The sequence below is a fragment of the Vreelandella subterranea genome (assembly GCF_900111305.1).
Taxonomy (GTDB): domain Bacteria; phylum Pseudomonadota; class Gammaproteobacteria; order Pseudomonadales; family Halomonadaceae; genus Vreelandella; species Vreelandella subterranea.
This window is the reverse complement of record NZ_FOGS01000003.1, coordinates 196,090-210,388: the sequence shown is the minus strand read 5'-3', so window position 1 is coordinate 210,388 and position 14,299 is coordinate 196,090. Positions and strand designations below refer to the sequence as shown.

General features: G+C 58.9%; 10 protein-coding genes and 2 tRNA genes. 6 read left to right on the top strand and 6 right to left on the bottom strand.

Annotated elements, in window-relative coordinates; translation table 11 throughout:
• Window positions 1-46: 46 nt before the first annotated feature.
• From BMX75_RS06525 to BMX75_RS06510, 4 genes are all read right to left on the bottom strand, one after another.
• Window positions 47-3,991, bottom strand: coding sequence for a hybrid sensor histidine kinase/response regulator (locus BMX75_RS06525; protein WP_092826353.1), 3,945 nt, complete (start codon window positions 3,989-3,991; stop codon window positions 47-49).
• A 106-nt stretch (window positions 3,992-4,097) separates the two neighbouring features.
• A complete protein-coding gene (locus BMX75_RS06520; protein WP_092826351.1) occupies window positions 4,098-4,613 on the bottom strand; it encodes a hypothetical protein in 516 nt (171 codons plus the stop codon).
• Between the two features lie 105 nt (window positions 4,614-4,718).
• Window positions 4,719-6,515: a sodium:solute symporter family protein gene (locus BMX75_RS06515; RefSeq protein ID WP_092826349.1), complete on the bottom strand. Its 1,797-nt coding sequence runs from the start codon at window positions 6,513-6,515 to the stop codon at window positions 4,719-4,721.
• Between the two features lie 6 nt (window positions 6,516-6,521).
• Complete coding sequence (locus BMX75_RS06510) at window positions 6,522-6,782, bottom strand: DUF4212 domain-containing protein (protein WP_066318397.1); 261 nt, start codon at window positions 6,780-6,782, stop codon at window positions 6,522-6,524.
• Window positions 6,783-7,414: 632 nt separating this feature from the next.
• Between BMX75_RS06510 and BMX75_RS06505 the strand changes: the two genes are divergently transcribed.
• From BMX75_RS06505 to ttcA, 3 genes are all read left to right on the top strand, one after another.
• The gene (locus tag BMX75_RS06505) at window positions 7,415-9,244 is read left to right on the top strand and encodes a DUF294 nucleotidyltransferase-like domain-containing protein (RefSeq protein ID WP_092826347.1); all 1,830 of its coding nucleotides are present in this window, start codon (window positions 7,415-7,417) and stop codon (window positions 9,242-9,244) included.
• A complete protein-coding gene (locus BMX75_RS06500; RefSeq protein ID WP_245748403.1) occupies window positions 9,241-9,885 on the top strand; it encodes a 3'-5' exonuclease family protein in 645 nt (214 codons plus the stop codon). The genes BMX75_RS06505 and BMX75_RS06500 overlap by 4 nt, the downstream gene beginning before the upstream one ends.
• Window positions 9,886-9,962: 77 nt before the next feature.
• Window positions 9,963-10,886, top strand: a complete 924-nt coding sequence (ttcA, locus tag BMX75_RS06495; RefSeq protein WP_092826345.1) for a tRNA 2-thiocytidine(32) synthetase TtcA — start codon at window positions 9,963-9,965, stop codon at window positions 10,884-10,886.
• Here the strand turns inward: ttcA and fnr are convergent.
• Window positions 10,883-11,620 carry a fumarate/nitrate reduction transcriptional regulator Fnr gene (fnr, locus tag BMX75_RS06490; RefSeq protein WP_092826343.1) on the bottom strand — a complete coding sequence of 246 codons (738 nt, stop codon included), beginning with the start codon at window positions 11,618-11,620 and terminating at the stop codon, window positions 10,883-10,885. The two genes, ttcA and fnr, sit on opposite strands and share 4 nt — an antisense overlap.
• A 63-nt stretch (window positions 11,621-11,683) precedes the next feature.
• Window positions 11,684-13,108, bottom strand: a complete 1,425-nt coding sequence (hemN, locus tag BMX75_RS06485; protein ID WP_092826342.1) for an oxygen-independent coproporphyrinogen III oxidase — start codon at window positions 13,106-13,108, stop codon at window positions 11,684-11,686.
• Window positions 13,109-13,221: 113 nt separating this feature from the next.
• On the opposite strand from hemN, the gene BMX75_RS06480 reads away from it, so the two are divergent.
• From BMX75_RS06480 to BMX75_RS06470, 3 genes are all read left to right on the top strand, one after another.
• The gene (locus BMX75_RS06480; protein ID WP_245748401.1) at window positions 13,222-13,953 is read left to right on the top strand and encodes an alpha/beta fold hydrolase; all 732 of its coding nucleotides are present in this window, start codon (window positions 13,222-13,224) and stop codon (window positions 13,951-13,953) included.
• 130 nt (window positions 13,954-14,083) lie between these two features.
• A tRNA-Val gene (locus BMX75_RS06475) sits at window positions 14,084-14,159 on the top strand.
• A gap of 63 nt (window positions 14,160-14,222) precedes the next feature.
• Window positions 14,223-14,299, top strand: a tRNA-Asp gene (locus tag BMX75_RS06470).

The following is a 14,299-nucleotide window of genomic DNA, read 5'->3' as shown; positions in this document are numbered from 1 at the left end:
TCCGTGGTCTTGCCACGGAGGCGGTTTCGTTCAAGCGGTCTTCCAGCTAGGCCTTGGTCGCTCGGCTGGCCTGGAGCGTGCGCGTCAAGAGCGCCCGCAGCGCCGCCGGGCGTACCGGCTTGAGCAGCAGCTGATACCCGGCGCGCTTGACCTCCTCGGCCACGGCTTCGGTGCGGTCGGCGGTAATCACGATACCGGGGACGGCAGTGGTCAAACGCTCGCTCAGGGCTTCAAGGGCCATCAGGCCGGTGACCTCGTTATCCAGATGGTAGTCGGCCAGAATGGCGTCCGGGTCGCCATCCATATTGCGCAGGATCGACTTGGCGCCGCCGATACTGGTGGCAGTGAAGACCTCGCAGCCCCAGCCACTGAGCATGGCGGTCATGCCCTCGAGAATCAGCGTTTCGTTGTCGATACATACGATGCGGGTCCCGGCCAGTTTGTTACCCGTGCGGCGTGGTCCCTGGTCCTGGTCGTCGGTGCGGGCTTCGCGGGCTTCAACGCGCGGCACGCTGACCGAGAACACCGTGCCGGTACCTTCCCAAGAGCGAACCTTGATCGGATGATCGAGCACACGACTCATGCGGTCGGCGATGGAAAGCCCAAGCCCGAGGCCTTTTTCGCTTTCCTTGTGCCGTGATACCTGATCGAGGCGACGGAACTCCTGGAAAATTTCGCTGAGCTTGGAGTCGGGAATCCCGGGGCCGCTGTCCCAGACTTCAATGACCAGCCGCTCGCCCTGGCGGCGACAGCCGAGCATGACACGGCCTTCCTGGGTATAGCGAATCGCGTTGGAAAGGAAGTTTTGCACAATACGGCGCAGCATCTGCGGATCCGAGTCGACCCACTGCTGGGTAGGCACCACGACCAGGTCCAGCCCGCGCTCATCGGCCATCACTTCAAACTCGGCGCGCAGCGGGCGGAAGATGTCGGCCAGTGCAAAGTGGCTGCGCCGAGGCGTCAGAGCGCCTGCGTCGAGCTTGGAGATGTCCAGCAGTGTACTGAGCAGCTCTTCCGCCGCCTGCAGCGAATTATCGATATGCCCAATGGTGCGTTGGGTATCCGGGACGGTGACATTTTGCATGAGCGCCGAGGTAAACAGCCGCGCGGCGTTAAGCGGCTGGAGCAGGTCGTGGCTCGCCGCCGCCAGGAAACGCGTCTTGGACGCGTTGGCATCTTCAGCCAGCTGCTTGGCCTGACGCAGTGCCTGTTCGGCTTCGGCGCGGACGCGGTTCTCCTGGCGCAAAGCCGCGTTGGCTTCCGAGAGCGCCTGGGTCCGCTCGCGCACGCGCTCCTCCAGGGTTTCATTGGTTTCCTTGAGGGCGACCTCTGCCTGACGGCGTTCGGTAATATCCTGATAAAGGGCAAAGAAACCCAGAATCGACTGGCTGTCACCGAAGTGGGGGGTATAGGTCACCAGCATGTGGCGCAGGGAGTCGCCCATGGGCATGGACACCTCGAAGCTGACGCGTTCGCCACCCAGGGTGAGGGCCACCCAGGGGGCTCTTTCCTGGGCCTGACGCCTGGGCAGCACGTCTTCGTAGCGTTTGCCGATCACGGCATTACGATCAATACCAAAGGCCTGTTCATAAGCACGGTTGGTGAACAGGTAACGACCTTCCTTATCGAAGTAGGCAATCAGGGCAGGAACGTTATCGGTGTAAATCCGGATATTGTTCTCTGAACGAATCAGCGCTTCCTCGATGCGTTTTTGCTGGGTAATATCCTGATAGGTGTACACAAAGCCGCCACCCGGCATGGGGTTGCCCTGCACCTCGAGCACGCTGCCATCCTGACGGTAGCGGACGTAGCGGTGGGGATGACCGTCGCGAATATTGTCCAGCAGCAGTTGGACATGTTCTTCAGGGTCGCCGGGGCCGTATTCGCCGTTGTGGGCGTTATAGCGGAAGATACGGTCTATTGGCGCGCCCACACGAATCAGGTGATCAGGGAAGCGAAACAGCTCGAGGTAGCGCTGATTCCACACCACCAGTCGCAGGTTCTGGTCGACAACGCTGATGCCCTGGTTGATGTTCTCGATGGTGGCCTGCAACAGAGCCCGGTTGAATTCGAGCACCTGGGAGGCTTCATCGACAATCGAGATGACGTCGGAAATACCGATGCCGCGTCCCTGGAGGGCAGAGTTGACCACGATCCGTGCAGAAGACGCCCCAAGCACAGAGGCCAGGAAGCGCTCGGTGAACTGGATAACATCGATAGAGGCTCGGGTGCTGTCATCCAGCGGTTTACCCGCACGTCTCGCGTAGTCTTCAAAGGCGCGGTCCACCTGACCCGCACCCAGGAAGCGTTCACAAAGCACCTTCAAGTCTCCCACCGTGGTCGCCCCGGTCCAGGGGCGGTTAACCGAGGTTTGACGGGTTTCAACGCTGTCGACGAAAAGCGACGCCTGAATGCGCTCGACCACGCGCTGGGACGTAACCTGGGAGATGAAGATATAGCTGAACAGATTAACCCCCAGGGACAGCATGACCCCATGGGTGAAACTGTCGCCCATATTCAGGCCGAACAGCGCCGTCGGCGACAGCCAGGCGAGCCCGAGAGGGCCGCCATCGAGCCAGTCGGCTGGCAGCACACCGGCGCTGATCATGGCGGGCATGAGCAGGCTGTAGATCCAAATGGCGAAGCCGGCGTTCATGCCGACGATCACCCCTAGCCGGTTACCGCGCTTCCAGTACAGGCCGCCGATCAGCGCAGGGGCAAACTGGGCCGCTGCCGCAAAGGACAGCATGCCAATCGACGCCAGTGACGTGAACTCGGCGATCATCTGGTAGAAGCCGTAGGCCATGGCCAAGACGGCGACGATGGTCAGGCGTCTCGCACGCAGGACCAGGCGACCGTAATCCCTCGCCTTGGTGTCGAACCAACGCAAGCGGAACAGTGCCGGGATCACGATTTCGTTGGAGATCATGATCGAAACGGCGACGGCCGCGACAATGACCATACCCGTGGCGGCGGAAAAGCCGCCGATGAACGTCAGCAGGGTGAGCCATTCATTGCCGGATGCCATCGACAGCGCCAGAACATAGGTGTCAGGCTCGACCGAGGAACCGGAAAACAGCATCAAGCCAGCCGCTGCCAGCGGGACGACAAAAAACGAGATCACGATCAGGTAGAGCGGAAACAGCCAGCGGGCTTTTGTCGCATCGTCGTGATGCGTGTTTTCAACCACCGCGACGTGAAACTGACGGGGCAGGCAAAGAATCGCCAGCATCGCCAGCAGGGTTTGCGCCCAGAAGCTTTGGCCGAAATCCTGATTGGCCAGTTGACGCTGAAGTTCCAACTGGGTCTCTGCATAGCCCATCAGCTCGCCCAGGCCGTCGAACATGCCCCAGGTGACAAATACGCCAAGCACCACGAAGGCGATCAGCTTGACCAGTGACTCGAAAGCGACGGCGTGGATCAGTCCCTCGTGGTGCTCGGTGGCGTCGGTGTGTCGCGTCCCGAACAGAATGGCAAAGATCGCCATCACCACGGCGACATAAAACGCAGTATCGCCAAACAGGGGCGCCTTGGTCATGTCGCCTTCCGCGGTCAGCACGCTGAACGTCGTCGAGACGGCTTTCAATTGCAGCGCGATGTAGGGCAGGGTGCCGACCAGGGCGACAAGGCTCGCGAAAGCCGCCAGCGACTGGGTTTTGCCGTAGCGCGAGGCAATGAAGTCGGCGATGGAGGTGACGTTCTGATGCTTGGCTACGCGGATCATTTTCGCGAGCACGGGCCAGAACAGTAAAAACGTCAGCACCGGTCCCACGAAAATACTGGCAAACGACCAGCCAGCGGTCGCCGCCTGGCCCACGGCACCGTAGAAGGTCCAGGAGGTGCAGTAAATCGCCAGGGCCAGGCTGTAGATAATGGGGCGACGGCGGCTTGACCCGACCATGCGAGCGCGACGGTCGCCGTACCAGGCGATACCGAATAGCACCGCGATATACACAAGCGATACCGCGACCAACAGTCCGCCATGAAACATAGCTGTCTCCCGCCTTATGCCTATCGTTCAAGCAACTGGAACCTACCCGTCAGGCGCACCATTCTAGGCGAAATAAGATTTGGCGTCAGGCGTGAGATAGGGGGGATTATGCGTTATCGCATACATGGGTCAGTAGCGGGGAGGTATCGCGCAGCGTCCGCATCCGGTCGATTTGCGGCTCCCGGGTTTCCGGCTCTAGGGGAATCAGTTCACGGCTATCGCAATTGAGCACATAGGGGTGGTGGGTAATCACATCGGTGTAGTGGCGTTCGAACTGGTACAGAATGAATTGCGCCACTCGCTCGTCATCGCTGCTACCCAGTTGAATGTTCTCGCTGTCGACGACGCTGAACTTGGTCGTCACCGGAAAGATGAAGGTCCACGGCCGCCAGACCTGTTGGCTGGTATCGCTGGAAATCACCTCGGCGGTGTCGGGAAGCTGCTGCTGCTTGTGCTCAAACCACGAATACTCCATATGGATCTGGTAGCTGATCATACCCAGCCCCCCGCAAACGGGCACAATCCACTTGGGTAATCGTTTACCGCTGAGCGTGCGCAGGAATAGGCCAACCCCTGCCGCTGCCAGGCCTGCAAATACCGCGGCAATCAGATGCCAAATCATAATACGTCCTTCTAAAAAGCCATCGGGCCTCCCGGAGGAAGCCCGATGGCGGGTCGATTCCAAAGCCTGCGACCCTTAGGGCCGCAGGTAGGGAATGATTATGACTTAATGGTCAACGGCAACGCCAGCGCCTTTCGGGTAGCGAACGCTTTCGACCAGATCCTGGATCTCCTGCGGAGGCTCGTTGGTCACCTTGCAGACCAGGAAGGCTACTGTGAAGTTGATCATTGCGCCGACCGCACCGAAGGACAGTGGCGAAATACCGAACAACCAGTTATCCGGGGTGTTTTCCAGCATGTTGGTGCCCGGAATGAACAGCCAGCCCAAGTAGGTGAAGATGTACAACAGGGTGCAGGCCAGGCCGGCCAGCATACCGGCTACGGCGCCTGAGTTGTTCATCTTCTTGGAGAAGATGCCCATCATCAGCGCGGGGAACAGTGACGCACCCGCGATACCGAAGGCCAGGGCCACCGTCTGAGCGGCAAACCCGGGTGGGTTGAGGCCAAGGTAGGTAGCTACCAGGATGGCGCCCGCCATGGAAATACGTGCGGCCAACATTTCACCCTTCTCGGTGATCTTGGGATTGATCATGGTCTTGATCAAATCGTGGCTGATGGCCGATGAGATTGCCAGCAGAAGACCGGCTGCCGTCGATAGCGCCGCGGCGATACCGCCCGCTGCAATCAAACCAATGACCCAGCCGGGCAGGTTGGCAATTTCAGGGTTGGCGAGTACAAGAATATCGTTATTGACGGTCAGTTCGTTACCTTCCCAGCCACGCGACTCAGCAATCTCGGCGTATTCTTCATTGCTGTCGTTGTAGATCTGGATGCGACCGTCATTGTTCTTGTCTTCGAAGTTGATGAGGCCGGTTTCTTCCCAGGTGCGGATCCAGCCAGGGCGCTCTTCGTAGATGAGTGCCTCTTCCGCCGCGGCGTCATAGTCTTCTACCTGCCCCGCCATTTCCGGGTAGATCGTCGTGGCGAGGTTCAAGCGCGCCATGGAACCAACCGCCGGTGCGGTGAGGTAAAGTAGCGCGATGAACACCAGCGCCCAGCCTGCCGACCAGCGTGCATCAGCAACTCTGGGGACGGTGAAAAAGCGAATGATGACGTGGGGAAGACCCGCCGTACCGACCATCAGCGACAGAGTAAACAGCACCATGTTGAGCTTGTTGTCGACATCGGCTGTATAGTCCCTGAAGCCCAGTGCGTTAACCACCTCATCGAGTTTCTGCAGTAGCGGCAGACCCGATTCGGTATGCGTGCTGAACATGCCGAACATCGGGATGGGATTGCCGGTCAACTGCATGGCGATGAAAACCGCGGGGATGGTATAGGCAATGATCAGGACGACGTACTGCGCCACCTGGGTATAGGTGATGCCCTTCATGCCGCCGAAAACGGCGTAGAGGAATACGATCGCTGCTGCAATCCAGATGCCTGCGGTGTTGGGCACCTCCAGGAAGCGCGAGAAGGCGACGCCCGCACCGGTCATCTGACCGATAACGTAAGTCACCGAGGCCACGATCAGGCAGATAACCGCCACCAAGCGGGCCGTGTTGCTGTAGAACCGGTCGCCGATGAAGTCGGGAACGGTAAACTTGCCGAACTTACGCAGGTAGGGCGCAAGCAGCATGGCGAGAATGACGTAGCCGCCGGTCCAGCCCATCAGGAAGGTGGAGTTGGCATAACCACCAGAGGCCAGCAGACCCGCCATTGAAATGAAGGACGCCGCCGACATCCAGTCCGCAGCGGTTGCCATCCCGTTGGTGATTGGATGGACCCCGCCGCCAGCGACATAGAAGTCTTTTGTCGACCCCGCACGTGCCCAGATCGCAATGCCTATATACAAGGCAAAGGAGGCACCTACGAAGAGCAGGTTGATTGCAAATTGGCTCATACCGGCTTACTCCCCTAGGCCAAATTTTTCGTCAAGCTTGTTCATTTTCCAGGCATAGAAAAAGATCAAGGCGATGAAGGTGAGAATTGACCCTTGCTGAGCAAACCAAAAGCCCAGATCGGTACCACCGACAGGGATTGAGGCCAGTAGCGGGCGAAAGAGAATAGCGCAGCCGTATGAGACGAATGCCCAGACCGCCAAGCATCCAATAATGGTACGGACGTTGGCTTTCCAGTATTCAGCAGCATTGGATTTGTCGTCTGCCATTGTGTTGCTCTCCACTAGTGGTTTTTAGGTTGGAAAGTTCACTCGGAATAGCGGTTGACCCACCAGGCCAATCGCACGTTTTTAGATCCACTCGCATTTTGTGATGTCATGAATCAGCCGTTCGTTAACACGTCACTTGGCCAAGGTGCATTTTGAGTGGTGCAACGACGTGCGATTACCCTGCATGACTCACTGACAATACTGGGCAATAAATGCAAAAAATAAATCCCAGACTTTGGTATCAATAAACTTTGGTGGTGATCAAAAGGTAGCCAATCACTTGAAAATGAGCCTTTTTGTGGGTTTTTTACACCAATGAGCAAAGTTTTATTAGTGACATGGGACGATGGTCTAGGTGGGGAGTATAGGGCGATGTTTGCTATGTTCTAAAGATGGTAAGCCGTTTTTTAAATACGTCTAAAAGCGACGGTTTATTTTGTCAGTGACACGCCGCCAACATAAGTAAAGCGTATTAGACATTAGCGCAATAATCCAAAGTAGTAGTTGCGAGACTGGCTGTGAAGAATGATTGAGTATAGTGGTTGAGAAGATTGGTCGAGAAGAGTAAGTGTGAGATGTAATTGAGACCGTCAGGCTTCCTGACGCCGCATTATGCTAACGAGGTCATGCCCATGGTAGATGTAGACCTTTCCCAGCCCCCGTTTTCACTGCTGGATGACGAGGGCAAGGATCACGTGCGTCGTGGCATGGACCTCGCCTATTTTGAACGCCACGATATTATTGTCGAGACAGGCCAGGCTGGCGAGTACGTCTATGTGATCCACAAGGGTGAGGTCGCTGAACTGGACCCTACCTTGCCGTCCTCCATGTCGCGTATCGGCCACTACACGGCAGGCGATTTATTTGGCGCTATCAGTATATTGAACGGTAAAAGTCGCTACCGCTTTCAAGCGGAGCAGGAATGCCTGTGCTACCTGATGCCCAAGGCGTTATTCAAGACGCTGTGCAAAGAGTACCCCGAGTTTAGCCAGTTCTTCCGCCAGTCGCTGGCTCATAAAGCTCGCCTGTTGACCGAAAAGCGCGCCGAAGGCGGCGTGACGATGGCGGGCTTCATGCTGGCCCGCGTCAGCGAATGCATGCGCGCACCGTTGCTGCTGCCCGCCAATGCGGATATCGACAAGGCCGTGCGCACGCTCAGCGATAGCCATGCCGACAGTTTGCTGGTCGAGGCCTCAGGCCGGACGGGTATGGTCACCAAGACCGACCTGCTCAATGCCATTGTGCTGTCGCAGCGTCCGGTGACCACGGCGCTTGCCGATATCGCCCAATATACCCTGGTGACGGTGAGGCCCGCTCAATACTTGTTTGAAGCGCTGGTCGGCATGACCCGCCACAAGGTGACGCGTGTCGTGGTGGTAGACGATAAACAGGTCGTCGGCGTGGTCGAGTTGACCGATGTGCTGAGCTATTTCTCCAGTCGCAGTTATGTGGTCAGCCTCCAGGTCGAGCAGGCCAATGACTTGACCGAGCTGGCAGCCGCCAGCCACCGCACCCCCGAACTGGTCAGCGCACTGATGGCCCAGGGCGTGAAGCTACGTTTTGCGATGGACCTGCTGGCGGCACTGAACGGTCGCATCATGAGCAAGGCCTGGGAGTTCACGATTGACGCGGCGCACCAGCAGGACAGTTGCATGATGGTCATGGGCAGTGAGGGTCGCGGTGAGCAAATTCTCAAGACCGATCAGGATAACGGGCTGATTCTCGCCGATGATGCTGACTGGCCAGCGGTGCAAGACGACATGCAGCGGCTTACCTCGACCTTGATCGAGCTGGGGTATCCGCCGTGTCCGGGCAATATCATGGTGTCGAACCCGGATTGGGTCGCCACGGTAAGTGAATGGAAAGGGCGCATTGCGCGCTGGGCTAGCGCGCGTGACGGCGACAGTCTGATGAAGCTGGCGATCATGCTCGACTCTCACGGTGTGGCCGGCAACCCGAGCCTGCTGGAAAGCGTGCGCGAAGAGCTGTTTGAGCGCTGCTCCCGGGATGAGTTGCTGCTGTCTTACTTCGCCCGCACCGCGCTGCGCTTTTCCACGCCGCTGACGCTGTTCGGTTCACTCAAGAAGCCCCAGCACGGTATCGATATCAAGAAAGGCGGCATCTTTCCCATTGTTCATGGCGTTCGTACTCTGGCGCTCGAGCGGCGTATTCATGCCACCTCGACGTTTGAGCGTCTGGATGCCCTGGCCGAGGACGGGCGACTCAACCGCCGTTTTGCCGATGACCTTGGCGAAGCCCTGGCGCTATTCAGCGAGTTGCGGCTCAAACGGCAGTTGGATGACCTCGCCAACGACGGCACCGATGACCAACAGGAGCGCTCCAACCGGGTCGTGGTGCAGGAATTATCGTCGTTGGAGCGCGATTTACTGCGCGAAGCGCTGCATATCGTCAAGGATTTCAAGCAGCGTCTTTCCCATCGTTACCACTTGGAGTATTCGTGATCAGTCGACACTACCTGGACGCCCCTTTCGCCTGGTTTGGTGGCATGCTGCGCAGAGGAAGCGAGCGCCGCCGCTATGCAGCATCTCCCTACGCGTGGCTCTTCCAGCCCTACCTGGGCAATGAACTGGTGGCATTGGCTTGCTTTGCCCACCATGGCGTCATGAGCGTAGCAGCGGTGACGCTGCGCCAGCACCAGGTGCTGACCAGTCGTGCCTGGGTGGCGGCGCTAAGGGAAGACGCGCGCGGAGGAAGTGATGCCGCCGAGCGTCGTCATCAGCTGCTGTATAGCGTCGAGGCCACTAAACCGCTGAACATTGAGAGTCTGCGCTCGCTGGTTGAGTTTATCGGCAATCGGCCAATCATTGGCTGGCAGCTCGATCAGCGTCTCGCCCCGCTTGAGCAGGCGCTGCGTGATCATTTGGGGTTCGGGCTGCCCAATGCCCGGGTGGATGTCACCAGACTGCACCAGCGCCATTTGCGGCGACTACATCCCCAGGCGGAACAGGAAGCCGAGCTGGCGCGTGCGCTTGACTGCTGGCAAGTGCCCAGCAAGCCCCCCCAGCAGGCGCTGGAAGACGCCACGGCCAGCGCGCTTCTGTACCTTCGCCTGCAGCGTAACGAGGTGGATACTGTTTCATAGCGGCCTGCGATTGGGTCATTGCGCTGGGAGTTGCTAGAATAACGGCTGCTTCTTTTACCATCGGCAGTGCGATTACCATGCAACATGATCCTGTTCATTTTGACCCGGCGTTGGCGACTGCCGACGCGGCACCCGGCTTATCCGACGCGGCTGACGCCTCGGAAGCCCACGATGCCAAACAAAAACGCGAGTTCAACAAGCTGCAAAAGCGGCTTCGCCGCGAAACGGGCAATGCGATTATCGACTATCGCATGATTAACGAAGGCGACCGCGTCATGGTCTGCCTGAGCGGTGGCAAGGATAGCTACACCATGCTTGAGATGCTGCTGAGCCTGCAGCGCAATGCGCCGGTCAACTTCTCGCTGATAGCCGTCAACATGGACCAGAAACAGCCGGGGTTTCCCGAGCATGTGCTGCCGACCTATCTCGAGCAACGCGAGGTGGATTACCATATTCTGGAACGTGATACCTACTCGGTGGTGAAAGAGAAAACCCCCGAGGGCAAAACCACCTGCGCGCTGTGTTCGCGCATGCGGCGCGGGTCGCTGTATGGCTTTGCCGAGGAAATCGGTGCGACCAAGATCGCTCTGGGGCATCACCGGGAAGATATTCTGGAAACGCTGTTTTTGAACATGTTTTTCGGCGGTAGTCTGAAATCGATGCCGCCCAAGCTGCTCTCCGACGATGGCAAGAACATCATCATCCGGCCCCTGGCCTATTGCAAGGAAGCGGATATTGCCGAGTACGCGCGCCTGATGGCGTTTCCCATTATCCCCTGCAACCTGTGCGGCTCCCAGCCCAATATGCAGCGGCAGGTGGTCAAGGAGATGCTGGCCGAGTGGAACAAGAAACACCCTGGCCGTCTGGAAAGCATGTTCAAAGCGGTCACCAACGTCGCGCCTTCACAGCTGGCTGATCGTGACCTGTTCGACTTTGCCGGGCTGGAAGCCAAGCAGGCGGAATTGCTAGCGGGGCGTATTCAGGCGTTTAACGTTGGTTAGCCACCTTCTTCTTCGGCGAGCCGCTGCAGCTTCGCCATGTCGAGGATCTGTACCTCACGACCGGAAACGGCGACCACCTCCTGCGACTGCAAGCGGCTGACAATCCGGCTGACGGTCTCGACGGCCAGGCCCAGGTAGTTGCCGATGTCGGCCCTGGGCATGGAAAGACGGAAGCTGTAGGGCGAGTACCCACGGCGGCGAAAACGATCGGAAAGCGTGACCAGAAAGGTCGCCAATCGCTGATCAGCGGTCTTGGCCGATAGCAGGCGCATCATGCGCCGGTCATTGCGCAGCTCCTTGCTCATGCTGCGGTATATCTGGCCGCGTAACTCGGGCAGCTTTTCAGACAGCCGGTCGAGGCGGTCAAAGGGAATCTCGCACACGGTGGTGGTCTCCAGGGCGATCACGCTGCCGGGGTAGTGCGGCTCATCGATCGCATCGAGCCCCACCAGCTCACTGGGGAGGTAAAAGTTGGTCAGCTGGTCATGCCCGCCACCTTCGCCGGTGATCTGCTTGAGGCTCCCGGAGCGCACCGCATAGACGCTGTTGAAGGCATCCCCCTGATGGAATAGAGCCTCGCCTTTCTTGAGTGGCGCGCGTCGCTGGATGATCGCGTCGAACTGATCGATATCCTCAAGCTCCAGTGCCAGCGGCAGGCACAGCGAACTCAAGCTGCAGGTCTGGCAGCGTGCTTCGTGCAGGGCGGCGCGCCGCCGATGCGTGGCGTCCAGCATGAGAGTCTCCAACAGAGATGGCGTGACCTCATTATGGAAGCTGGCGCCCATGAATAACAACCGCTAAACAATATTTGAGTAATGATGGCTGGCCTCAGAGGGCAAGCGTGCATCAAAGGCCATGGCCAGGTGGCGTATCAACAGACGGCCGATAGGCGTCACCTCGAGTCGATGTTCTCGGATATCGATCAACCCATCGTGCTGCGCCTGCGCCAGTGCGCTTAACGTTGATTGGAAATAGCCGCGCGCATCGATCTGCCAGTGTTCACTGAGCGTCGATAGGTCAAGCTGCATATCGCACATTAGCCGTTCGATGGCATCACGCCGGATCAGATCGTCTCGGCATAGCCGTATGCCGCGTAGTGTGGCCAACTGCCCCTGGTCGATCGCCGCCTGGTAGTGCCCAAGCTGGCTGTGATTTTGCGCGTAGCTGTCATCCAGACGTGAGATGGCGGAGACACCAAGGCCGATAAGGTCGCATTGGGCGTGGCTGGAATAGCCTTGAAAGTTGCGTTGCAGCGTACCGCGACGCTGGGCGATGGCCAGACTGTCGTCGGGCCGGGCAAAATGGTCCATACCGATATGCACGTAGCCAGCAGCCGTCAGCATTTCAATCGTGGTACGCAGCATCGCCAGCTTTTCGTCGCGACTGGGCAGCTCGGCATCAAGAATCCGTCGCTGCGGGGGGAATCGCTTTGGCAGGTGGGCGTAATTGAAGACCGACAGGCGTGCGGGGTTCAGTTCGATGATCTGGCGAAGGGTTTGCGCAAAGCTGTCGGCGGTTTGGCGTGGCAGGCCGTAAATCAGGTCGAGATTTAACGAACGGAAGCCCAGGCGGTGGGCTTCGTCCATCAAGGTTTCGGTCAGCGCCCGCGGCTGGGGGCGGTTGATCGCCTGCTGAACCTGTGGGTCGAGGTCTTGCACGCCCAGGCTCAAGCGATTGAACCCCAGTGACTGCAGATGACGCAGCGTCAATACATCGGCTTCCCGAGGGTCGATTTCGATGGCGTAGTCGCGCTCAGGATCGTCTGAAAGCCCGAAGTGGGCATCCAGCTTATCCACCAGTTCGCTCATCTGGTCGAGGGTCAGAAACGTCGGCGTGCCACCGCCCCAGTGGAGCTGCTCCACCGGGCGTCGGGTATCCAGGTTCTGCGCTGTCAGCGCCATTTCCTTGTCGAGCCCCGCGAGATAGGACGCGGCGAGCGCGGTGTTTTTTGTCGCGATCTTGTTGCACGCACAGTAAAAGCAGACGTTGCGGCAGAAGGGGATGTGCACATAAAGTGACAGCGGCCGTTGGGTCTGGTTACTGCGTTGCAGTGCCGCGCTGAAATCGTCGGCGGTAAACGATGGGTCAAAGGACAGCGCGGTGGGGTAGGACGTATAGCGCGGGCCGCTTCTCGCATAGCGATGGAGGCGGTCAGCGTCCCACACCGCCGCCGCGAGTGGATTACCCGGCGCTGATTGAGCTGAGTGAATGGGGGCAGGCATGAGGCAGGGCTCCAGGCTGAGTCTTGCGTCATGGTAGCGAGTGCCGCCCACGGCAACGTTGAGCCACGTCAAGAAAAAGCCCGTTAGCAGCAAACGGCACATAACAGGAGAGCGTGAGTTTGGACACGCAATGGCCAGAGGAAAAAGTCGTCAGCCAGCAGGCGCTGGCTGACGCGGTCGCCGAGCAGGCCGAAGGCTGTTTTTGGCGGGAAGGTCTGGGGCCTCTCAGGCTCTATGGTCAGGCAGACCTAGGCTGCCTGCTACTCGCCCATGGAGCAGGTGCCGGGCATCGGTCAGCCTTTATGCAGCAGTTTGCCAGTGCGCTCGCACGTAATGGCCTGCAGGTGATGACCTTTGACCTGGGCTACATGCAGCAAATGCAGGCGACGGGCAAGCGCCGCCCACCGCCCGTCATCCACCGAAGCGTTGCTGAGCTGGCGCATTGGTATGCGTGCCTGGCGCCGTTAACGGTCAAGCCGCTGTGGCTTGGGGGTAAATCCATGGGTGGCCGTGCCGCGAGCATGCTGGCAAGCGAGCAACCCTGCCCCGGGCTGGTGATCGCCGGTTATCCCTTTCATCCGCCCAAGGCGCCCGACAAGCTGCGCCTGGCGCACTGGTCGAGGGTTCAGGTGCCGGCGCTGATTCTCCAGGGGGAGCGCGACCCGCTGGGGAGCCGTGATCAAGTGGCGGGGTATACGCTACCGGATAACGCCCGCGTGGCCTGGCTGACCGATGGCGACCACGGCTTCAAGCCGCGTCGCGCATCGGGGCTTGATCAGACGATTTTGATTGACGAAGCCGCCGCTCTTGGGGCATCCTTCGTGCGCGCTCAAAGCCTGCAGTGAGGCGTCAGCCAAGCGTGCGTTTGAATCATGAGATGGGCCGGTACCTTAACGCGTATTTGTCCACAGTATTTGAACGTAGCGTGTTGACTTCCTTCGCATCTCCTGTAGAATGCAGCGCCACGTGACCAGCGGGTGGTTAGCTCAGTTGGGAGAGCACCAGCCTTACAAGCTGGGGGTCACTGGTTCGAACCCAGTACCACCCACCATCTCATGATGGCCTGGAAACGTTGCAGTAAGGAAAGCACCTAGCGTTAGCAGTGCGATACAGCGGACCGGTAGTTCAGTTGGTTAGAATGCCGGCCTGTCACGCCGGAGGTCGCGAGTTCGAGTCTCGTCCGGTCCGCCA

Excerpts from the sequence above, each read along its gene's own strand:
- BMX75_RS06525 (WP_092826353.1), bottom strand. The coding sequence starts at position 3,991 with ATGTTTCATGGCGGACTGTTGGTCGCGGTATCGCTTGTGTATATCGCG.
- BMX75_RS06520 (WP_092826351.1), bottom strand. The coding sequence starts at position 4,613 with ATGATTTGGCATCTGATTGCCGCGGTATTTGCAGGCCTGGCAGCGGCA.
- BMX75_RS06515 (WP_092826349.1), bottom strand. The coding sequence starts at position 6,515 with ATGAGCCAATTTGCAATCAACCTGCTCTTCGTAGGTGCCTCCTTTGCC.
- BMX75_RS06510 (WP_066318397.1), bottom strand. The coding sequence starts at position 6,782 with ATGGCAGACGACAAATCCAATGCTGCTGAATACTGGAAAGCCAACGTC.
- BMX75_RS06505 (WP_092826347.1), top strand. The coding sequence starts at position 7,415 with ATGGTAGATGTAGACCTTTCCCAGCCCCCGTTTTCACTGCTGGATGAC.
- ttcA (WP_092826345.1), top strand. The coding sequence starts at position 9,963 with ATGCAACATGATCCTGTTCATTTTGACCCGGCGTTGGCGACTGCCGAC.
- fnr (WP_092826343.1), bottom strand. The coding sequence starts at position 11,620 with ATGCTGGACGCCACGCATCGGCGGCGCGCCGCCCTGCACGAAGCACGC.
- hemN (WP_092826342.1), bottom strand. The coding sequence starts at position 13,108 with ATGCCTGCCCCCATTCACTCAGCTCAATCAGCGCCGGGTAATCCACTC.